21 protein-coding genes are annotated in these 19,586 nt (G+C 64.2%); 12 read left to right on the top strand and 9 right to left on the bottom strand.

The window, feature by feature from the left end; translation table 11 throughout:
- Window positions 1-146: 146 nt before the first annotated feature.
- Window positions 147-1,334 (bottom strand): Mrp/NBP35 family ATP-binding protein, encoded by a 1,188-nt coding sequence (locus tag AC4FWB_RS31955; RefSeq protein ID WP_491030267.1) that lies wholly within the window; start codon window positions 1,332-1,334, stop codon window positions 147-149.
- A gap of 233 nt (window positions 1,335-1,567) precedes the next feature.
- On the opposite strand from AC4FWB_RS31955, the gene AC4FWB_RS31960 reads away from it, so the two are divergent.
- Window positions 1,568-1,945: a VOC family protein gene (locus AC4FWB_RS31960; RefSeq protein WP_491030231.1), complete on the top strand. Its 378-nt coding sequence runs from the start codon at window positions 1,568-1,570 to the stop codon at window positions 1,943-1,945.
- A 28-nt stretch (window positions 1,946-1,973) separates the two neighbouring features.
- Here the strand turns inward: AC4FWB_RS31960 and AC4FWB_RS31965 are convergent, their stop codons facing one another.
- Together AC4FWB_RS31965 and AC4FWB_RS31970 are read right to left on the bottom strand one after the other, a co-directional pair.
- Window positions 1,974-2,978: an inorganic phosphate transporter gene (locus tag AC4FWB_RS31965; protein WP_491030232.1), complete on the bottom strand. Its 1,005-nt coding sequence runs from the start codon at window positions 2,976-2,978 to the stop codon at window positions 1,974-1,976.
- Between the two features lie 3 nt (window positions 2,979-2,981).
- Window positions 2,982-3,623, bottom strand: coding sequence for a DUF47 domain-containing protein (locus tag AC4FWB_RS31970; RefSeq protein ID WP_491030233.1), 642 nt, complete (start codon window positions 3,621-3,623; stop codon window positions 2,982-2,984).
- 159 nt (window positions 3,624-3,782) lie between these two features.
- Between AC4FWB_RS31970 and AC4FWB_RS31975 the strand changes: the two genes are divergently transcribed.
- From AC4FWB_RS31975 to AC4FWB_RS32020, 10 genes are all read left to right on the top strand, one after another.
- Window positions 3,783-4,682 (top strand): LysR family transcriptional regulator, encoded by a 900-nt coding sequence (locus tag AC4FWB_RS31975; protein WP_491030234.1) that lies wholly within the window; start codon window positions 3,783-3,785, stop codon window positions 4,680-4,682.
- 197 nt (window positions 4,683-4,879) lie between these two features.
- A complete protein-coding gene (locus AC4FWB_RS31980) occupies window positions 4,880-5,359 on the top strand; it encodes a formate dehydrogenase subunit gamma (protein ID WP_320228260.1) in 480 nt (159 codons plus the stop codon).
- On the top strand, window positions 5,356-6,912 hold the full coding sequence (locus AC4FWB_RS31985; RefSeq protein ID WP_491030235.1) for a formate dehydrogenase beta subunit: 1,557 nt from the start codon (window positions 5,356-5,358) through the stop codon (window positions 6,910-6,912). Before AC4FWB_RS31980 ends, AC4FWB_RS31985 begins: the two co-directional genes overlap by 4 nt.
- A gap of 10 nt (window positions 6,913-6,922) precedes the next feature.
- On the top strand, window positions 6,923-9,835 hold the full coding sequence (fdhF, locus tag AC4FWB_RS31990; RefSeq protein WP_491030236.1) for a formate dehydrogenase subunit alpha: 2,913 nt from the start codon (window positions 6,923-6,925) through the stop codon (window positions 9,833-9,835).
- A 217-nt stretch (window positions 9,836-10,052) separates the two neighbouring features.
- Entirely contained in the window at window positions 10,053-10,877 is an 825-nt protein-coding gene (gene fdhD, locus AC4FWB_RS31995) for a formate dehydrogenase accessory sulfurtransferase FdhD (RefSeq protein WP_491030237.1), read from the top strand.
- Window positions 10,867-11,181: a formate dehydrogenase subunit delta gene (locus AC4FWB_RS32000; protein ID WP_491030238.1), complete on the top strand. Its 315-nt coding sequence runs from the start codon at window positions 10,867-10,869 to the stop codon at window positions 11,179-11,181. The genes fdhD and AC4FWB_RS32000 overlap by 11 nt, the downstream gene beginning before the upstream one ends.
- 120 nt (window positions 11,182-11,301) lie before the next feature.
- Window positions 11,302-12,855 carry an alpha/beta fold hydrolase gene (locus tag AC4FWB_RS32005; RefSeq protein WP_491030239.1) on the top strand — a complete coding sequence of 518 codons (1,554 nt, stop codon included), beginning with the start codon at window positions 11,302-11,304 and terminating at the stop codon, window positions 12,853-12,855.
- A gap of 108 nt (window positions 12,856-12,963) precedes the next feature.
- Window positions 12,964-13,437, top strand: a complete 474-nt coding sequence (locus tag AC4FWB_RS32010) for a carboxymuconolactone decarboxylase family protein (protein WP_491030240.1) — start codon at window positions 12,964-12,966, stop codon at window positions 13,435-13,437.
- A 75-nt stretch (window positions 13,438-13,512) separates the two neighbouring features.
- Window positions 13,513-13,875: a nuclear transport factor 2 family protein gene (locus tag AC4FWB_RS32015; RefSeq protein ID WP_491030241.1), complete on the top strand. Its 363-nt coding sequence runs from the start codon at window positions 13,513-13,515 to the stop codon at window positions 13,873-13,875.
- A 42-nt stretch (window positions 13,876-13,917) separates the two neighbouring features.
- Window positions 13,918-14,232, top strand: a complete 315-nt coding sequence (locus tag AC4FWB_RS32020) for a hypothetical protein (RefSeq protein ID WP_491030242.1) — start codon at window positions 13,918-13,920, stop codon at window positions 14,230-14,232.
- Between the two features lie 150 nt (window positions 14,233-14,382).
- On the opposite strand, the gene AC4FWB_RS32025 is transcribed toward AC4FWB_RS32020, so the two are convergent.
- A complete protein-coding gene (locus AC4FWB_RS32025) occupies window positions 14,383-14,745 on the bottom strand; it encodes an ester cyclase (RefSeq protein ID WP_491030243.1) in 363 nt (120 codons plus the stop codon).
- 20 nt (window positions 14,746-14,765) lie between these two features.
- Between AC4FWB_RS32025 and AC4FWB_RS32030 the strand changes: the two genes are divergently transcribed.
- Window positions 14,766-14,984, top strand: a complete 219-nt coding sequence (locus AC4FWB_RS32030) for a hypothetical protein (protein ID WP_491030244.1) — start codon at window positions 14,766-14,768, stop codon at window positions 14,982-14,984.
- On the opposite strand, the gene AC4FWB_RS32035 is transcribed toward AC4FWB_RS32030, so the two are convergent.
- From AC4FWB_RS32035 to AC4FWB_RS32055, 5 genes are all read right to left on the bottom strand, one after another.
- Complete coding sequence (locus AC4FWB_RS32035; protein WP_491030245.1) at window positions 14,974-15,168, bottom strand: Flp family type IVb pilin; 195 nt, start codon at window positions 15,166-15,168, stop codon at window positions 14,974-14,976. The genes AC4FWB_RS32030 and AC4FWB_RS32035 overlap by 11 nt on opposite strands.
- Window positions 15,169-15,624: 456 nt before the next feature.
- Entirely contained in the window at window positions 15,625-16,110 is a 486-nt protein-coding gene (locus tag AC4FWB_RS32040; protein ID WP_491030246.1) for an ester cyclase, read from the bottom strand.
- A gap of 198 nt (window positions 16,111-16,308) precedes the next feature.
- Window positions 16,309-17,736, bottom strand: a complete 1,428-nt coding sequence (locus AC4FWB_RS32045; protein ID WP_491030247.1) for a gamma-aminobutyraldehyde dehydrogenase — start codon at window positions 17,734-17,736, stop codon at window positions 16,309-16,311.
- Between the two features lie 26 nt (window positions 17,737-17,762).
- Window positions 17,763-18,578, bottom strand: a complete 816-nt coding sequence (locus AC4FWB_RS32050) for an ABC transporter permease (RefSeq protein WP_491030248.1) — start codon at window positions 18,576-18,578, stop codon at window positions 17,763-17,765.
- Window positions 18,568-19,533: an ABC transporter permease gene (locus AC4FWB_RS32055; RefSeq protein ID WP_491030249.1), complete on the bottom strand. Its 966-nt coding sequence runs from the start codon at window positions 19,531-19,533 to the stop codon at window positions 18,568-18,570. The genes AC4FWB_RS32050 and AC4FWB_RS32055 overlap by 11 nt, the downstream gene beginning before the upstream one ends.
- Between the last annotated feature and the right edge of the window lie 53 nt (window positions 19,534-19,586).

A 19,586-nucleotide genomic window follows, 5' to 3' on the forward strand; every position in this document is an offset into this window, starting at 1 on the left:
CGCCTCACGCTCAATGTTCTCAGAGCCGACCCCGAAAACATCCCGCTCAGCCACAAACGACTCAAAGCACGATGGGCCGATCAAGACCTACTCCGCCTCTTCACTCATATGCGATAGCCCTACCCTCAGGGGGGAGGGTATTCGCGCTACTCAAAGACGATGCTCGGCACCGCGGCTTCCGCCGCGCCGCGCTCCTCCTGGACCCTGGCCCAGACTTTCGAGGCGATGTCGCGATAGATCTTGGCCTCGGCGCCTTCCGGCTTGGAGGCGACAACGGGAGCCCCGGCGTCCGAGCTTTCGCGGATGCCCATTTCGAGCGGCACTTCGCCGAGGAAGGTGACGCCGAGGCGCTCGGCCTCGCGGCGCGCGCCGCCATGGCCGAAAATGTCGTAGCGCTTGCCGGTGTCGGGCGCGAGGAAGTAGCTCATGTTCTCGACGATGCCGAGCAGCGGCACGTCGACCTTCTTGAACATGTTGAGGCCCTTGCGGGCGTCGATCAGGGCGAGGTCCTGCGGCGTCGACACGATGACGGCGCCGGCAAGCGGCACCTGCTGCGCCATGGTGAGCTGGGCGTCGCCGGTGCCGGGCGGCATGTCGACGACCAGCACGTCGAGCGGCCCCCACTCGACCTCGCGCAGCATCTGGGTCAGCGCCGACATCACCATCGGCCCGCGCCAGATCATCGGCGTCTCTTCGTCGACGAGGAAGCCCATCGACATCACCTTGAGGCCATAATTCTGCATCGGCTTCAGGACCTTGCCGTCGACGGTCTGCGGCCGGCCATGGATGTTGAGCAGCCTCGGCATCGACGGCCCGTAGATATCGGCATCGAGCACGCCGACCTTCAGCCCATTGGCGGCAAGGCCAAGCGCCAGGTTGACGGCGGTGGTCGACTTGCCGACGCCGCCCTTGCCGGAGGCGACCGCGATGATCGCATCGATGCCGGGCACGCCGCGCTTGCCATGGCTGTGCGAGGCCGGCGCCTGCGGGGCGGGACGCTGGGGCGCCGCCTGCGGAGCCGGCCTTGGCGGCGCCGGCTGCGGAGCCGGGCGCGGCCGAACCGGCGCTTCCATGCCGCCGCCCTTTTTCTCGGCCGTCAGCGCGACCATGGCATTGGCAACGCCGGGGATGGCCTTGACCACGCGCTCGGCGGCGGCGCGCAACGGCTCCATCTCCTGCGCGCGGGCGGCGGGAACGGTGATCGAGAAGAACACTTTGGAATCGGCGATGAAAATTTCGGAGACCAGGCCGAGGTCGACGATATTGCCGGTGAAATCCGGCCCGTTCACCGTCCTCAGGCGCTCGATGACGGATTCCTTGGTGACGGTCATGATCTTTCCTCGGGGTTTGGCGTTTGAGATAGTGCAGTTTCCCCGCAGAACCAAGCCGTGGAACAACGGCTTGCCCAATGTGCCCCGGAAATCGACGCACCACAGAACGATCGGCAATTTCGCCGGACGGCGCTTTCGTCCGATCGATAGTTGAACCGCCTGCCCATGGCCAATCGATCGACGGGCGCTATTTCGGTCACCATGAGCGTCGACACGACAACCGGAAGGAGGCGGTCATGCTCGAAAACAGCAATGCTACAGCCAATCTGGCGGTAAAAGACCTCGCCAAGGCAAAGGCGTTTTACGAGGGAACGCTCGGCCTCAGCCAAGTGGAAGACATGGATGGCGAACTGATCGTCTATAAAAGCGGCGACACCCTCGTTAACGTCTACCATTCGCAATTCGCCGGCACCAACAAGGCGACGGCCGCGACCTGGGCGGTCGGCAACCAGATCGAGCCTATCGTCAAAGCGCTGCGGTCGAAGGGCGTCACCTTCGAGCACTACGACATGCCCGGACTGTCGCTCGAGGGTGACATCCACGTCGGCTCCGGCATGAAGATCGCCTGGTTCAAGGATCCCGACGGCAACATCCTGAACCTGGTGGGCAACTAGCTGCGCGATCAGGCGGAACCGGATCGCCTCATCCGACCAACCGCGTGGCAAGATAGGTAAGCGCCGAGATCGCCGCCGTTGCCGGCAGCGTGATCACCCACGCCACGACGATGTTGCCGGCAATGCCCCAGCGCACGGCCGAAACGCGGCGGGCGGCGCCGACGCCGATGATGGCGCCGGTGATGGTGTGCGTCGTCGACACCGGGACGCCGAGCCAGGTGGCGGCAAAAAGGGTGATGGCGCCGCCGGTCTCGGCGCAAAAACCCTGCATGGGATTGAGCCGGGTGATCTTCGAGCCCATCGTATGGACGATGCGCCAGCCGCCGAGCAGCGTGCCCAGCGCCAGCGCCGACTGGCAGGTGATGACCACCCATAACGGCACGTAGAAGCTCTGGCCGAGCATGCCTTGCGAATAGAGCAGCACGGCGATGATGCCCATGGTCTTCTGCGCGTCGTTGCCGCCGTGCCCCAGCGAGTAAAGTGAGGCCGAGAAGAACTGAAGCACGCGGAACGCGTTGTCGACGGCGAACGGCGTCTGGCGCAAAAACAGCCAGGAGACAATGAGAACGAGGACGAGCGCCAGGACGAATCCGGTCGCGGGCGAGAGCACGATCGCGGCGACGGTCTTGCCCAGCCCGGACCAGACGATGGCGCCCGTGCCGGCCTTGGCGACGCCGGCACCGACCAGCCCGCCGATCAGCGCATGCGAACTGCTCGACGGAATGCCGGCGATCCAGGTGACGATGTTCCAGACGATGGCGCCGACGAGCGCGGCGAAGATCACCGCCGGCGTGACGATCTCGGCGTTGACGATGCCTTTTCCCACAGTCTCGGCGACATGCAGCCCGAAGAACAGGAAGGCGATGAAATTGAAGAAGGCCGCCCAGAACACCGCATAGTGCGGCCTGAGCACGCGGGTGGAGACGATGGTCGCGATCGAGTTGGCGGCATCGTGCAGGCCGTTGAGGAAATCGAAAAACAGCGCGACGGCGACGAGACCGATCAGCAGGGGAAAGGCGATCGTGGCGTCCATTGCCTATACGTTCTCGATGACGATGCCGCTGATCTCGTTGGCGACGTCCTCGAAACGGTCGACCACCTTTTCCAACTGGCCATAGATCTCCGAGCCGATCAGATAGGCCATGGCATCGTTGCGGCTGTGCTTCCTGAACAGATCTTTCAGGCCCTGCTCATGCAGGTCGTCAGCCCGCCCCTCGACGCGCATGACCTCCTCGGCGATGGCGTTGAGGCGCGCGGCGTTCGCGCCGACCTTGCCGAGCAACGGTATCGCCTCGGCGACCAGTCGGGCGGCCTGGACGATGACGCCGCCCATTTCCTGCATCAGCGGATCGAATTCCCGCACCTCGAACAGTTTTACCGTCTTGACGGTCTTGTGCATCGTGTCGATGGCGTCATCCATCGACTGGATCAGGTCCTTGATGTCGCCGCGGTCGAAGGGCGTGATGAAGGAGCGCCTGACGGCAAGCAGCACCTCCGCAGTGATCCCGTCCGCCTCGTCCTCGAGATCGACGATCTTCTGGCACCAGCGGTCGATGTCCCTGCCTTGGAGAAGCTGCTCGAGGGCCTCCGCGCCGCCGACCACGGTGCGCGAGTGCCGCTCGAACAGCTCGAAGAAGCGATCCTCGCGCGGCAACAGTTTGCGAAACCAACCCAGCATCTGGTCCTCCATGCGTCCGCGTCTCCACCACATAACCCCAAGCGCAGCACGGGAAAACAGGTGAGCCGGCTTAAAAATGTGGACGAGGTTCGATCGGGTGTATCTTGCGAAGCGAGGCGATTTCCCTGACCTTGGGCAAATCGCGGTGGATCGAATGGCATGATCGACAAGCTGGAATTCTTCATCGCTTTAGCCAAGGAGGAGCATTTCGGCCGCGCGGCCGAGGTGTGCGGCGTCACCCAGCCGACGCTGTCGGCTGGCATCAAGCAGCTCGAGGAGCAGCTCGGCGTCATGCTGGTGCTGCGCGGCTCGCGCTTCCAGGGCCTGACGCCGGAAGGCAGGCAGGTGCTGACATGGGCGCGCCGCATCGTCGGCGACTCACGGACCATGCGCGAGGAGATGCGCGCCGCGCGCCACGGCCTGTCGGGACGCATCCGCATCGCCGCGGTCCCCACGGCTTTAGCCATGGTGGCGCGGCTGACGACGCCGTTTCGCGAAAAGCATCCGGGCGTCACCTTCTCGATCCTGTCGCGCACCTCGATCGAGGTGCTGTCGTTGCTCGGCAATTTCGACATCGACGCCGGCATCACCTATCTCGACAACGAGCCGCTGGGGCGGGTGACGAGCGTGCCGCTTTATGACGAGCGCTACCAGCTGATCACGGCGGTCGGGAACCCCTATTCCGACCGCGACAAAGTGACGTGGGCCGAGATCAGCCAGCTGCCGCTCTGCCTGCTGACGCCGGACATGCAGAACCGGCGCATCATCGACCAGCATCTGGCGGAAGCCGGCGTGCAGGTGCGGCCGACACTGGAATCCAACTCGATGATCGTGCTGTTCTCGCATATCCGGACCGGCAAATGGTCATCGATCATGCCGCTCAACCTTGCGGAAACATTCGGCTTTTCGGAACCGATCCGGGCCATCCCGATCGTCGAGCCGGACGCCAGCCACACCGTCGGACTGGTGGCGGCGCCGCGCGAGCCGCACACACCTTTGGTGCAGGCGCTGCTGGACGAGGCGATGGCGCTGGCAGACGATTTCCGCGCCCACCGCTAGGCTAGAGAATGCAGGCTGAGCGTTTTTGATAGAAAATTTCTATCAAGCGACGGGACAGCTTTATTGATCTCGGGGGTTTCCTCTGATTTCGTAAGGACTTAGCGATATTGCGCCCTGTGCATGTCGTTGCCCCAAAACCGCTCTATATGTTGGGGTGACATACATTGGGTCGCCATGATGACCAGGGAGGGCGCTGCATGACGGTGCAGCCTGCAAGTACCGAGATCGCGTCGCGCATTGCGGCGATCATCGAGGAGTTGAAGGACCTCGAAGGTCCGTTGCTGCCGATCCTCCACGGCATCCAGGAAGAGTTTGGCCACGTGCCGCAGGCCGCACTGCCGGTCATTGCCGACGGGCTGAACCTTTCCAGGGCCGAAGTTCACGGCGTCGTCACCTTCTATCACGATTTCCGCGCCCAACCGGCCGGCCGGCACGTGCTGAAGCTCTGCCAGGCGGAAGCCTGCCAGTCGATGGGCTCGGAGGCCGTCGCCGCCAAGGTCAAGCAGTTGCTCGGCATCGATTTTCACGAGACCGCCCGTGACGGATCGGTTACACTGGAGCCGGTCTATTGTCTCGGGCTTTGCGCCTGCTCGCCATCGGCGATGCTGGACGGCGAAGTGATCGGCCGGCTCGACGACGAGAAGATCGAAGAGATCGTCGCGGAGGTGCGTTCATGATCCCGCGCATCTATATCCCCGCGGATTCCGGCGCGCTGGCGCTCGGCGCCGAAAAGGTCGCCAGAGCGATCGAAAAAGAGCTCAAGGAGCGCGGCGTCGAGGCCAAGATCGTGCGCAACGGCTCGCGCGGCGCTTATTTCCTGGAGCCGATGGTCGAGGTGGCGACCGCCGAGGGCCGCGTCGCCTATGGGCCGGTGAAGCCGTCGGACGTGAAAAGCCTGTTCGACAGCGGCTTCCTCAAGGGCGGCCATCACAAACGCTGGCTCGGCGCGCCCGACAAGATCCCCTTCCTCGCCAAGCAGACGCGGCTGACCTTCGCCCGCTGCGGCGTCATCGATCCGCTGTCGCTCGACAGCTACAAGTCGCATGGCGGCCTGAAGGGCCTTGAGAACGCGGTCGCCATGGCGCCGGCCGACATCGTCAGCCAAGTTACTGAATCCGGCCTGCGCGGCCGCGGCGGCGCCGGCTTCCCGACCGGCATCAAGTGGAAGACGGTGCTGGATACGGCTTCCGAGCGCAAATACATCGTCTGCAATGCCGACGAGGGCGACAGCGCCACCTTCGCCGACCGCATGATCATGGAAGGCGATCCCTTCGTGCTGATCGAGGGCATGGCGATCGCCGGCATCGCGACGGGTGCCACCAAGGGCTTCGTCTATATCCGCTCGGAATATCCGCATGCGGTGGCGACGATGAACAAGGCGGTCGCGATCGCCCGCAAGGCCGGCGTACTCGGCGTCAACGTGTTGGGTTCGCCCAATGCCTTCGACATGGAAATCCGCGTCGGCGCCGGCGCCTATGTGTGCGGCGAGGAAACCTCGTTGCTCAACAGCCTGGAAGGCAAGCGCGGCGTGGTGCGCGCCAAGCCGCCGCTGCCGGCGATCCAGGGTCTCTTCGGCAAGCCGACGGTGATCAACAACGTGATCAGCCTGGCCTCTGTGCCGATCATCATGGACAAGGGCGCCGCCTACTACAAGGATTTCGGCATGGGCCGCTCGCGCGGCACGATCCCGATCCAGATCGCCGGCAACGTCAAGCATGGCGGCCTGTTCGAAACGGCGTTCGGCCTCACGCTCGGCGAAATCGTCGATGAGATCGGCGGCGGAACGGCTTCGGGCCGTCCGGTGAAGGCGGTGCAGGTCGGCGGTCCGCTCGGCGCCTACTTCCCGCGCGCTTTGTTCGACACGCCGTTCGACTACGAAGCCTTCGCCGCCAAGGACGGGCTGATCGGCCATGCCGGCATCACCGTGTTCGACGACAGCGCCGACATGCTGAAGCAGGCGCGCTTCGCCATGGAATTCTGCGCCATCGAAAGCTGCGGCAAGTGCACGCCCTGCCGCCTTGGCTCGACGCGCGGCATGGAGGTTCTGGACAAGGTCGCGGCCGGTGTCGAAGCCGAGAAGAACCTCGCCCTGGTCACCGACCTCTGCAACACGATGAAGTTCGGATCGCTCTGCGCGCTGGGCGGCTTCACGCCCTACCCGGTGATGAGCTCGATCACGCATTTCCCCGAGGATTTCAGGCCGGCGCCGGCGCGCGTGGCTGCCGAATAGGAGCTGGCAGATGAACATCAAAGCCGACTTCCCGACACTCATCGAAGAGATCGACTACGGTACCCCGGAATCGAGAGCCGAGAAGCAGATCACGCTGACGGTCGACGGGCAAAGCATCACCGTGCCGGAAGGTACCTCGATCATGCGCGCGGCGATGGAGGGTGGGGTCGAGATCCCGAAGCTGTGCGCCACCGACATGCTGGATTCCTTCGGCTCCTGCCGCGTCTGCCTGGTCGAGATCGAAGGCCGCGGCGGCACGCCGGCCTCCTGCACGACGCCGGTCGGCGAAGGCATGGTGGTGCGCACGCAGTCCGAGCGACTCGATGCCATTCGCCGCGGCGTCATGGAGCTCTATGTCTCCGACCACCCGACCGGCTGGCACGAGAAGGCCGGCACCGGCGCCAGCGAATTCGACGCGGTGGCGAAGTCGGTCGGCCTCTCCGAGAACCGCTATGGCGTCGAGGGCCGCAACCACGTCAAGGAAGAGAACGGCGTCGCGCCCGGCCATGGCTCGCTGGCGGTCGACTATATCGCCCGCGACGAATCCAACCCCTATTTCACCTACGATCCGGCGCAGTGCATCGTCTGCTCGCGCTGCGTGCGGGCCTGCGAAGAGGTGCAGGGCACCTTCGCGCTGACCATCGAGGGCCGCGGCTTCGAATCGCGCATGGTCGCCGGCATGCATGAGGACTTCATCGCTTCCGAATGCGTCTCCTGCGGCGCCTGCGTGCAGGCCTGCCCGACCGACGCATTGCGCGAGAAGACCGTGCTCGAAAAGGGCATGCCGGAGCGCTCGGCCGTCACCACCTGCGCCTATTGCGGCGTCGGCTGCTCGTTCAAGGCCGAAGTGAAGGGTGACGAGGTCATCCGAATGATGCCCTACAAGGACGGCAAGGCGAACCACGGCCATTCCTGCGTCAAGGGCCGCTTCGCTTACGGCTATGCCACCCATAAGGACCGCATCCTTTCGCCGATGATCCGGGAAAAGATCACCGACCCCTGGCGCGAAGTGAGCTGGGAAGAGGCAATCGCCCATACCGCGAAGGAATTCCGCCGCCTCCAATACCAATATGGGCGCAGCGCCATCGGCGGCATCACCTCCTCGCGCTGCACGAATGAAGAAACCTATCTCGTCCAGAAGCTGGTGCGGCAGGGCTTCCGCAACAACAATGTCGATACCTGCGCCCGCGTCTGCCATTCGCCGACCGGCTACGGGCTCGGCCAGACCTACGGCACCTCGGCCGGCACGCAGGATTTCGACTCGGTCGAATTCACCGATGTCGCCGTCATCATCGGCGCCAATCCGGCGTCCGCCCATCCGGTGTTCGCCTCGCGGCTGAAGAAGCGGCTGCGCCAGGGCGCCAAGCTGATCGTGCTCGACCCACGCCGCACCGAGATGGTCAAGTCGGCGCATGTCGAGGCCGACTACCACCTGCCGCTGAAGCCCGGCACCAACGTGGCCGTGCTGACGGCGCTGGCGCATGTCATCGTCACCGAAGGCCTGTTCAATGAGGCCTTCATCCGCGAGCGCTGCGACTGGGCCGAGTTCCAGGACTGGGCGTCCTTCGTCGCCCTGCCGGAAAACAGCCCGGAAACCGTCGGCAAGCTCTCCGGCGTCGACCCTGAATTGATCCGGGGTGCTGCACGGCTCTACGCCAAGGGCGGCAACGGCGCGATCTATTACGGCCTCGGCGTCACCGAACACAGCCAGGGCTCGACCACGGTGATGGCGATCGCCAACCTCGCCATGGCCACCGGCAATATCGGCCGTCCGGGCGTGGGCGTGAACCCGCTGCGCGGCCAGAACAACGTGCAGGGCTCATGCGACATGGGCTCCTTCCCGCATGAGCTGCCCGGCTATCGTCACATCTCGGGCGAGGCCGTGCGCGACATCTATGAGAGCCTGTGGGGCGTGAAGCTGGACGAAGAGCCGGGCCTGCGCATCCCCAACATGCTGGATGCCGCCGTCGACGGCTCGTTCAAGGGCATCTACATCCAGGGCGAGGACATCCTGCAGTCCGATCCCGACACCAAGCATGTCGCCGCCGGCCTCGCGGCGATGGAATGCGTCGTCGTACACGACCTCTTCCTCAACGAGACGGCGAACTACGCGCATGTCTTCCTGCCGGGCTCGACCTTCCTCGAGAAGGACGGCACCTTCACCAACGCCGAGCGCCGCATCAACATGGTGCGCAAGGTGCTTGAGCCAAAGGCGCGCTATGCCGACTGGGAGGCGACGCAGGAGCTTGCCCGCGCCATCGGGCTCGACTGGAACTATACCCATCCGTCCGAGATCATGGACGAGATCGCCAAGACGACGCCGAGCTTCGCCGGCGTCTCCTTCGATCTGCTCGACCGCGTCGGATCGGTGCAGTGGCCATGCAACGAGAAGGCGCCGCTTGGCACCCCGATCATGCATGTCGACGGCTTCGTGCGCGGCAAGGGCAAGTTCATCCGCACCGAATATGTGGCGACGGACGAGCGGACGGGCCCGCGCTACCCGCTGCTGCTGACCACCGGCCGTATCCTTTCGCAATACAATGTCGGCGCGCAGACCAGGCGCACCGAGAATTCGATGTGGCATGCCGAGGACCGGCTGGAGATCCACCCGCACGATGCCGAAAACCGCGGCATCCGCGACGGCGACTGGGTGCGGCTGGCGAGCCGTTCCGGCGAGACCACGCTGCGCGCGCTGATCACCGACCGCGTCTCGCCGGGCGTCGTCTACACGACCTTCCACCACCCGGACACGCAGGCCAACGTGATCACCACCGACTTCTCGGACTGGGCGACGAACTGCCCGGAATACAAGGTCACCGCCGTGCAGGTGGCGCCGTCCAACGGCCCGACCGATTGGCAGAAGGACTATAACGAGCAGGCCAAGCAGAGCCGGCGCATCGCCCCGCTGCAGGCGGCGGAGTAGTTGTGTCGAGGCATTCGACAACAAGAGCTTCAATGGTTGGTCGACCCCCACTCCGTCGAGCTTCGCTCGACACCACTCCCCCGATCGACGGGGGAGAGGTGGCGCTGCGAAGCAGCGACGGAGTGGGGGATGGCCTGGGAGAGCAATCGCCAATTGAAGCAAGAAACCTTCAGCGCTTCCTAAGTGAAATGGCCGGCAAGCCGGAGGTAGGTGCCTCGTGACCCGCCCCGCCACCACCCAAATCTCTCGTCTCGCGCGTCGCGCCGGCGGCACCGCGGCCGCGAACCGCATGGTGCCGGAGGAGACGCCGGTGGCGTTCTCCTATGCCGGCACCACCCATGCGGTGATGATGGCGAGCCCCGCCGATTTCGAGGATTTCGCGCTCGGCTTCTCGCTGACTGAAGGCATTGTTGCCGACCCGAAAGAAATCGAGGCGATCGAGGTCGAGGATCTCGGCGCTGGCATCGACATCCAGATCAGGCTGAAGGACAAGGCCAACACGCGCTTCCAGGCACGGCGTCGCCGGCTGGCCGGACCGGTCGGTTGCGGCCTCTGCGGCATCGAATCCATCGAGGAGGCGATGCGCTCGGTCGACGCGGTCGGCTCGTCGAAGCTTACGCTCGACACCGAGGACGTCACCCGTTCGGTCAAGCTGCTGTCGAAACTGCAGCCGCTGCACACGGAGACCGGGGCGGTGCACGCCGCCGGCTTCTACATTCCCGGTAAGGGCATCGTCATGGCGCGCGAGGATGTCGGCCGCCACAATGCGCTCGATAAGCTCGCCGGCGCGCTGGCGAAAGCCGGCATCGACGGTGCAAGCGGCGCCGTTGTCGTAACCTCCCGCGTGTCGGTGGAGATGGTGCAGAAGACGGCCGCCATAGGTGCTGCGATCATCATGGCCGTTTCGGCGCCGACCGCACTTGCCATACGCACGGCGGAGGCCGCCGGCATGACGCTGGTGGCGCTGGTGCGCGGCGACGATTTCGATATTTTCACCCACCCGGACCGGGTGGCTTCCGGAGTTGCCAAGCATGTCGCATGACGAAGACCATATCGCCAACACCAGGGAAAAGCTGGTGCGCATGGCCAACCAGATCGCCACCTTCTTCCATTCGAAGCCGCGCGAGGAAGGCATTACTGGCGTTGCCGAGCATATCAACAAGTTCTGGGAGCCGCGGATGCGGCGGCAGTTGTTCGAAATGCTGGACGGCGACCCGGAGGATTTCGACGACCTGGTGATTGCCGCCTCGTCCAGGATCAAGCGGCCGCTGACGCCCGAGCAGGCCGACAAAAGCATCGGCTACGCAAGGCCGGCGGAGGCCGAGGGCGCCGTTCCGCAAAAATAGCGCCGGAGCCCATCGGCGCCAAAGGTCCTACCCTTCAGCTCTCTAAAGTTTGACTGCCGCAAATCGGCCCGCCTCTGCTATGGTTGGCGCAGGAAATCGTCTGGCCGGCGGGGCAGTTGCGTGAGGCCGATCGAGACCAGATACGCCCGTAGCGGGGATGTGCGGATCGCCTATCAGGTGGTCGGCCAGGGTTCGTTCGATCTCGTCTTCGTTCCCGGCTTCATCTCCAATCTCGACCTGCAATGGGAGGACGAGGGCTACAGCCGCCTCTTGAAGCGGCTCTCGACCTTCTCGCGGCTGATCCTGTTCGACAAGCGCGGCACCGGGCTTTCCGACCGCGTCGACACTCGTCATCTGCCCAGCCTGGAGACCCGCATGGACGACGTGCGCGCGGTGATGGACGCCGCCGGCAGCGGCCGCGCGGCACTCCTCGGCGCCTCGGAAGGCGCGCCGATGGCTACGCTGTTTGCCGCCACCTATCCGGAGCGGACGCGGGCGCTGGTGCTCTACGGCGGCTATGCGCATTTCCACAAATGGGTGATGCCGGCGGAGCGCCTGGAGGCCTTCATCGAGACGGCGGAAACCTCTTGGGGCACCGGCGCGACCTTGCCCAATTTCGCGCCGGGCCGGGTGGACGACATGCATTTTGCCCAGTGGTGGGGACGGTTCGAGCGGCTGTCGGCCAGCCCGACCGCCGCGGCTGCGCTTGCCCGCATGAATGCCGGGATCGACGTGCGCGGCATTCTCTCCACAATCAGCGCGCCGACGCTGCTCATCCATCGCCGCAACGACGCGCGTGTCGACCCGGAGGCCAGCCGCTTCCTGGCCAGGAAGATTCACGGCGCCCGGCTGGTCGAGTTGCCCGGGCGCGATCACCCGATCTGGACCGGGGACGTCGACCGCGTGGCCGACCTGATCGAGGAATTCCTGACCGGCCAGCCGGCGGTTGCCGACACCGAGCGCGTGCTGGCAGCACTTCTGGTGACGCGCATTTACGACACGGCCAAACTCGGCGACCGGATGTGGAGCGAGCGCAGCCAGCGCTTCCAGGAAACGTGGCGGCTGCTGGTCGGCCGCCATGGCGGGCGCGTCGCCGGCACGCATGGCGAATTGATGATCTCGCGCTTCGACGGCCCGGCGCGCGCCATACGCTGCGCGGCGGCGCTGCGCGACGCGGCGCAGCAGATCGGCGTCGCGAGCGCTCAAGGGGTGCATGTCGGCGAGATCGAGATGCGCGGCGCGCCGGTCGGGCTGACGGCGCGAGTGACGATGCAGCTTGCCATTCATGCCGGACGCGGCGATATCCTCGCTTCGCGGCTGGTCGCCGAACTTGCGATAGGCTCCGGCCTGCGTTTCGTCGATGCCGGCCGCATCAGCCTGGACGAACTGGGCGAGCCGCTGCCTGTGGTGCAGGCCACGTCCGAACAGCATCTGGAGCCCGCCTGCCGCCCCAAATCCAAACCGACGGAGCCGGCGGCGCTGACGGCGCGGGAAAGCGAGGTGGTGAGCCTGATTGCCGTCGGCAAGAGCAATGCGGCGATCGCCGCCGAGCTGAAGCTCAGCGAGCACACGGTCAAGCGGCACGTCGCCAACATATTGCTCAAGCTCGACCTGCCGTCACGGGCGGCGGCGGCGGCGTTCTCGGCCAGACACACTGGCCCGGACGGGCCATGAGAGCCATGGCGCTTTCGAGCGAAGCGGCGAAGGCGCCTTGAGGGTTACGAATTCTTCCCATGCAGGCCGGGCGATGTCGCCGAGACGGCGCTGCAAATGGAGGATGAAATGCTGACACTGAAAGGCAAGATCGGACTGGTCGTATTGGCTGCGGGCGCGCTGCTGGCCATCACCCCGGCGCAGGCCGAAGACGCTTCGGCAACCGCCGCCTACAAGGACATCCAGGCCACGCTCGGCTCGGTGCCCGACATGTTCAAGACGCTGCCGGACGTCGCCGTTGCCGGCGCCTGGGCCGAGATCAAGGGCGTGCAGCTCAACCCCAACACCGCGCTCGACGGCAAGACCAAGGAACTGCTGGGCCTTGCGGTCGCCGCGCAGATTCCCTGCCAGTACTGCATCTATTTCCACACCGAGGCCGCCAAGCTCAACGGCGCGACCGACGAAGAGATCAAGGAAGCGATCGCGATGGCGGCGATCGTGCGTCACTGGTCGACGATGCTCAACGGCAGCCAGGTCGACCTCGCCACATTCAAGAAGCAGACCGACGATGTGTTCGCGGCCGTCAAGGCCAAGTCGCAGTGACGCCCCGCTGCCCGGCGTCACTGCTGGGCAGCCTTCAATTCGAACGCCCGATCAGCCGGGAATAGGGAGGATGAAATGCTGACCAAGACTCAAACAGTGGACGGCGCGGCGATCAAGAAGGCGATCGAAGGCCGCGACGGCAAGATGCTGTCGAGCTTCTACAATGACGATGCGCTGGTGCGGGTGATCGACCGCAACAATCCGCCGAGCAAACCGCGCGAAATCCGCGGCCGCGCGGCAATCAGCATCTTCTGGGACGACATCTGCAGCAGGGCGATGATCCATAAGGTCGATACCACGATCGCCGAGGGCGACAGCCTCGCCTTCACCCAGGCCTGCGCCTATCCGGACGGCACAAAAGTGTTCTGCGCGGCGATGCTGGAGCTGAAGAACGGCCGCATCGCACGGCAGACCGTCGTGCAGGCCTGGGACGAGTAAATCAAGAGCAGACTTAACTGCAAAACAGAGAGGAGAACCAACATGTTCAGCGCCAGATGGCAGATCGACGCCAAGTTCGGTCACAAGCAGACCGTGCTCGAGCTGTTGAGAAAATGGGAACGCGAGATCGGCTCACAGGCCGGTATCGCCGATCTCGGGTTCCAGATCATGACCGGATCGATCGGCGCGCGCGAGGCGACGGTCGAGTCGCATCATCAAGTCCAGAGCCTGGCTCAGTTGGAGGAGTTCTTCGCCAAGATCGCCAAGATCGACGCGCACGCCAAATGGGGCAAGGAACTGGAGCCCTATGTCGTGTCGGGCACCAGCCTTTGGAACATCTACCGCATCGTCGAGTAGTGGCCGGCGTTCTTCTCCCCGTTCACGGGGAGAAGATGCCGGCAGGCAGATGAGGGGCGGCGCCAGCCTCGGCAAGGTTTGCGCTGCCCCTCATCCGGCCCTTCGGGCCACCTTCTCCCCGTGAACGGGGCGAAGGGAGGTGGTTGCGCCCTACATCAACCCAAGCTGCTTGTAGAAGCCGAGCGCGTCGTAATAGTCGCTCTGGGTTGCGATCTTGCCGTCCTTGACCTGGAACATCGAGGCGCCGGTGAAGGAGAACTTCTTGCCGGTGGCGGCCGTACCGTCGCCCCAGGCGCCGGTGTTGGTGCCTGAAAACTCCCATTCGAACGAGACCCGGTCGCCGTCGACGAGCGGCTTGCCCTTCATCGTCCACACAGCATCGGGCACGGCCTTCAGGAAATTGTCGATGACGCCGGTCTTGGCGGCGTCCTTGCCCGCCACCGGCTTGCCGACGGAAGCGTCGTAGTAGGTGACGTCGTCGGCGAAGTAACCGGCGGCCTTGGCCGAGATCAAGGGCGTGCAGCTCAATCCCAATGGAGCGCGAGATCGGCTCGCAGGTCGGGCTCGCCGACCTGAAGTTCCAGCTCATGACCGGTTCCGTCGGCGCGCGCGAAGCGACAATCGAGGCTCACCACCAGGTCGAAAGCCTGGCTCAGTTTGATCCGCTTCGTACCTTATGCAAAAAAGAGAGGCCGCCCGAAGACGACCTCAAAAACCCGTGCTGTAACACGTGGGCAGAATTTACTTGGTAGCACAACCGCTCGCAGTCGGGTTACTGACGCAGCCGGCGATCTTTTCGAACTTGCTGTTGAGCGCGTTGCCGAGTGAACCTGCGCCCACCATGATCGCCAGAGCGATCAGCGCCGCGATCAGGCCGTACTCGATAGCCGTTGCACCGGATTCGTCATTCTTGAAACGCTTGATGAGCTTGAGCATTGGAGGGTTTCCCTTGTTGTTGCCCGTTGGTGACCTGCTCTAGCTATCAGGAAAGAATTTTGAAGACCTTAATATAAGACGTTAACACTCGGTTACTGTAGTAATAGCTAATATATAATGGAAATATTGTCTGCGCAGAGGATCGAAGACGCGCCATATTAGCGTAGTGTAGAAAGTAAATGGCGACCAAGGGGATGCTCTTCGGGCCAAGCTTTGTCCGTAGGAAGACTGTCACCTAAATGCTGGCGGGGTGCGACGGGTGCGTACCGGTCACCTCCTAAAGCGCGTCGCGCTGAAACGAATTCAGGTGACACGCTTTAAGTCTTTCTCTTTATGCATGTCGTTGTCCCAAAACCGCTGCACAGTTTTGGGCGACATGCATTAGATGTTTGCGCCGCCCCTCATCCGGCCCTTCGGGCCTCCTTCTCCCCGTGAACGGGGAGAAGGAGATTTGCCCTACATCAGGCCGAGCTGCTTGTAGAAGCCGAGCGCGTCGTAATAGTCGCTCTGGGTTGCGATCTTGCCGTCCTTGATCTGGAACATCGAGGCGCCGGTGAAGGAGAACTTCTTGCCGGTCGCAGCCGTGCCGTCTCCCCAGGCGCCGGTATTGGTGCCGGAGAACTCCCATTCGAAGGAGACGCGGTCGGCGTCGACGAGCGGCTTGCCCTTCATCGTCCAGACCGCATCGGGCACGGCCTTCAGGAAATTGTCGATGACGCCGGTCTTAGCGGCCTCACGTCCCGTCACCGGCTTGCCGACGGACGCGTCGTAATAGGTGACGTCGTCGGCGAAGTAGCCGGCGGCCTTGGCCGAGTCATGCGCATTCCAGGCTGCGACATAGGCTTCGACCACCGATTGCGCGGTGTCGGCGGCAAACGACGGCGCCACGGCGAGAAGCGTGACGGCGATTGCTGCGGATGTCAGAAACTGGCGGCGTTGCATTGTTGTTTTCCTCCGTGGTTGAATGCTTTCATGCGCACTCGTCTCCCCTTCTCCCCATCAAGAGAGAAGCGAAGCTCGGTCGGATGAGGGGTGCTCCAGCGTGGCCCCAAGCTTACCCCTCACCCGGATTGCCAACCGATTTGCGAAGAGCAAACCGGCGCAATCCGACCTCTCCCCTAAGGGGAGAGGTAAAACGCGCTAACCGTGCGCCACCATCACGTGGCGAACGGCGGTGTAGTCCTCAAGCGCGTAGAGCGACATGTCCTTGCCGTAGCCGGACTGCTTCAGGCCGCCATGCGGCATCTCGTTGGTCAGCATGAAATGGGTGTTGATCCAGGTGCAGCCATATTGCAGTCGGGCGGCGGTGGTCATGGCGCGCGAGATGTCCTTCGTCCATACCGACGACGCCAGGCCGTAGTCGCTGTCGTTCGCCCAGTTCACGGCTTCGTCGACCTCCGAGAAGCGGGTGATCGAGACGACCGGGCCGAAGACTTCGCGACGCACGATCTCGTCTTCCTGCAGCGCGCCGGCGACCACCGTCGGCTGGTAGTAGAAGCCGGTGCCCTCGCCCAGCTTGCCGCCAGTGGTGATCTCGATGTGGTTCAGCTCCGAGGCGCGCTCGACGAAGCTCGACACGCGATCGCGCTGGCGGCGCGAGATCAGCGGCCCGATCTCGTTCTCGGTGTCGTCGGCGAGATTGTATTTGATGGTCGAAACCGCCGAGGAGAGATCGGCGACCAGCTTGTCGTAGATCTTCTTGCCGGCATAGATGCGGCAGGCGGCGGTGCAGTCCTGGCCGGCATTGTAGTAGCCGAAGGCCCGCAGGCCGTTGACCACGGCGCCGAGGTCGGCGTCGTCGAAGACGATGACCGGCGCCTTGCCGCCGAGCTCGAGATGCGTGCGTTTGACCGACTTGGCGGCGGCCTGCAGCACCTTCTTGCCGGTGGCGACGTCACCGGTGATCGAGATCATGTTGACCTTGGCATGGTTGATCAGCGTGTTGCCGACGCTGTCGCCGCGACCGAGCACGACATTGACGACGCCCTCGGGCAGGATCTCGGCGAGGACCTTGGCCAGCTTCAGCGTGGTCAGCGGCGTCTGCTCCGACGGCTTGAAGACGACGGTGTTGCCGCCGGCGATCGCCGGCGCCAGCTTCCAGGCCATCATCATCAGCGGATAGTTCCAGGGCGCGATGGAGGCGACGATGCCGATCGGGTCACGCCTGACCATCGAGGTGTGGCCGGGCAGGTATTCGCCCGCCACCTGGCCGGGCATCGAGCGGACCGCGCCGGCAAAGAAGCGGTAGCAGTCGACGATCGCCGGAATTTCGTCATTGAGCACGGCATTGATCGGCTTGCCGCAGTTCAACGCCTCGAGCGCGGCGAACTCCTTCGCCTCGGCCTCGATGCGGTCGGCGATTTTCAGAAGATAACCGGAGCGCTGCGCCGGAGTGGTGCGCGACCACAAGACGAACGCTTGTTCGGCGGCATTGACGGCGGCCTCGATCTGCGCCGGGCTCGCTTCCGGCAGGTTGAGGATTGTCGCCCCGGTCTTCGGATTGAGGATCGGCTCCTCGGTTTCGGTGCCCTTCTCGAATTTCGATCCGATCAGCATCTGGGTGTCCATGGACGTCACTCCTTAACGGAACTTGGTTATTTGCCCGAACCGGCGATCTGGTCGCCGTCGCGGGTCAGGTAATAGGCAAGAAGGATCGGCAGCAGCGTCACCAGCACCACGACCATGGCCACGACGTTGGTGACCGGGCGCTGGCGCGGACGGATCAGTTCCTCCAGCATCCAGATCGGCACGGTCTGCTGCTGGCCGGCGGTGAAGGTGGTGACGATGACCTCGTCAAAGGACAGCGCGAAGGCCAGCATGCCGCCGGCAAGGAGCGCGGTGGCAATGTTGGGCAGCACGACATGCCGGAAAGTCTGGAAGCCGTCGGCGCCGAGATCCATCGAGGCTTCGATCATCGAGCCTGAGGTGCGGCGGAAACGGGCGACGGCGTTGTTGTAGACGACGACCACGCAGAAGGTGGCGTGGCCGAGCACGATCGTCCAGAACGAGAACGGAATGTCGGCGAGCGCAAAGGCCGAACGCAGCGCGATGCCGGTGATGATGCCGGGCAGCGCGATCGGCAGGATGACCAGCAGCGAGATGGTCTCGCGGCCGAAGAAGCGCGTCTGCGAGACGGCCGCGGCGCAGAGCGTGCCGAGCACCAGCGCGATCGCCGTCGAGATGGCCGCGACGCGGATCGATAGCGACAGCGCCTCCCACACATCCGGCCGGTTCCAAGTGACGGCGAACCATTGCGTGGTCAGCCCCGGCGGCGGCCAGACGAAGCTCTTTTCTTCCGTCGTGAAGGCGTAGACGAAGATCAAGAGGATCGGCAGATGCAGGAAGAGCAGGCCGCAGGCGGCGGCGACCTTCAGGCGGAGCGGAGCGGATTGGCCGCGATCAGAGCGCATCGAAAGCCCCCATGCGCTTGGCGCCCCAGAGGTAGAAGCCCATGATGACGATGGGCACCACGGTGAAGGCTGCCGCGAGCGGGATGTTGCCGGCCGTGCCCTGCTGCGAATAGACGGCCTGGCCGATAAAGAGCCGCGAGGTGCCGATGATCTGCGGGATGATGTAGTCGCCCAATGTCAGCGAGAAGGTGAAGATCGAGCCGGCGACGATGCCGGGCAGCGCCAGCGGAAACAGCACGTTGCGGAAGGTCTGCCCTGGCGAGGCGCCGAGATCGGACGAGGCCTCGACGAGGTTACCGGGCACGCGCTCCAAGGCCGCCTGAACAGGGAGGATCATGAACGGCAGCCAGACATAGACGAAGACGATGAAGGTGCCGGTGAAGGAGACCGACAGCGAGTTGCCGCCGACGATCGGTAGCGATAGCCAGCCGTCCAGTAGCCAAAGCAGGTTCAGCTTGGCGAGCAGCCAGGTGAGGATGCCCTCCTTGGCGAGGATCAGCTTCCAGGCATAGATCTTGACCAGGTAGCTCGACCAGAGCGGCAGCATGACGCCGAGATAGAACAGCGCCTTCCAGCGGCCGCGGGCATAGCGCGCCGCGTAGTAGGCGATGGGGAAGGCGATGACGGCGGAGGCGAGCGTGACGAGCGCCGCCATCGTCACCGTGCGCAGGATGATGTCGAGATTGGCGGCTTGGAACAGATCGCCATAGGTCTTCAGCGTGAATTCGCGGTTGATGAGGCCGGAGAATTCGTCGATCGAGAAGAAGCTCTGCAGGAGCAGCGCGAAGAGCGAGCCGATATAGACGATGCCCAGCCACAGCACCGGCGGCAGCAGCATCAGGAGAAGCAGAAGCTTCGGCCGGCGCCAGAAGAGGTCGGAAAGCGCGCCGCGCACGCCGCCGTTGCCCGGCAGGATGGTGGGCGGAGGATTGGAGTTGAGCGCGGCGGTGGTCATGGCGCCGCTCGGTGGTGAATGAGAAAACACGAAAGGCCGCGATCCTTCGCGCC

The sequence above is a fragment of the Mesorhizobium sp. LEGMi-168a genome (assembly GCF_058312955.1).

Coding starts and splice junctions, on each gene's coding strand:
- AC4FWB_RS32020 (WP_491030242.1), top strand. CDS start 13,918: ATGTTCAGCGCCAGATGGCAGATCGACGCCAAGTTCGGTCACAAGCAG.
- AC4FWB_RS32050 (WP_491030248.1), bottom strand. CDS start 18,578: ATGCGCTCTGATCGCGGCCAATCCGCTCCGCTCCGCCTGAAGGTCGCC.
- AC4FWB_RS31975 (WP_491030234.1), top strand. CDS start 3,783: ATGATCGACAAGCTGGAATTCTTCATCGCTTTAGCCAAGGAGGAGCAT.
- AC4FWB_RS32000 (WP_491030238.1), top strand. CDS start 10,867: ATGTCGCATGACGAAGACCATATCGCCAACACCAGGGAAAAGCTGGTG.
- AC4FWB_RS32035 (WP_491030245.1), bottom strand. CDS start 15,168: ATGCTCAAGCTCATCAAGCGTTTCAAGAATGACGAATCCGGTGCAACG.
- AC4FWB_RS32010 (WP_491030240.1), top strand. CDS start 12,964: ATGCTGACACTGAAAGGCAAGATCGGACTGGTCGTATTGGCTGCGGGC.
- AC4FWB_RS32040 (WP_491030246.1), bottom strand. CDS start 16,110: ATGCAACGCCGCCAGTTTCTGACATCCGCAGCAATCGCCGTCACGCTT.
- fdhF (WP_491030236.1), top strand. CDS start 6,923: ATGAACATCAAAGCCGACTTCCCGACACTCATCGAAGAGATCGACTAC.
- AC4FWB_RS31960 (WP_491030231.1), top strand. CDS start 1,568: ATGCTCGAAAACAGCAATGCTACAGCCAATCTGGCGGTAAAAGACCTC.
- AC4FWB_RS31965 (WP_491030232.1), bottom strand. CDS start 2,978: ATGGACGCCACGATCGCCTTTCCCCTGCTGATCGGTCTCGTCGCCGTC.
- AC4FWB_RS31980 (WP_320228260.1), top strand. CDS start 4,880: ATGACGGTGCAGCCTGCAAGTACCGAGATCGCGTCGCGCATTGCGGCG.
- AC4FWB_RS31985 (WP_491030235.1), top strand. CDS start 5,356: ATGATCCCGCGCATCTATATCCCCGCGGATTCCGGCGCGCTGGCGCTC.
- AC4FWB_RS32030 (WP_491030244.1), top strand. CDS start 14,766: ATGGAGCGCGAGATCGGCTCGCAGGTCGGGCTCGCCGACCTGAAGTTC.
- AC4FWB_RS32055 (WP_491030249.1), bottom strand. CDS start 19,533: ATGACCACCGCCGCGCTCAACTCCAATCCTCCGCCCACCATCCTGCCG.
- AC4FWB_RS32015 (WP_491030241.1), top strand. CDS start 13,513: ATGCTGACCAAGACTCAAACAGTGGACGGCGCGGCGATCAAGAAGGCG.
- AC4FWB_RS31970 (WP_491030233.1), bottom strand. CDS start 3,623: ATGCTGGGTTGGTTTCGCAAACTGTTGCCGCGCGAGGATCGCTTCTTC.
- AC4FWB_RS32045 (WP_491030247.1), bottom strand. CDS start 17,736: ATGGACACCCAGATGCTGATCGGATCGAAATTCGAGAAGGGCACCGAA.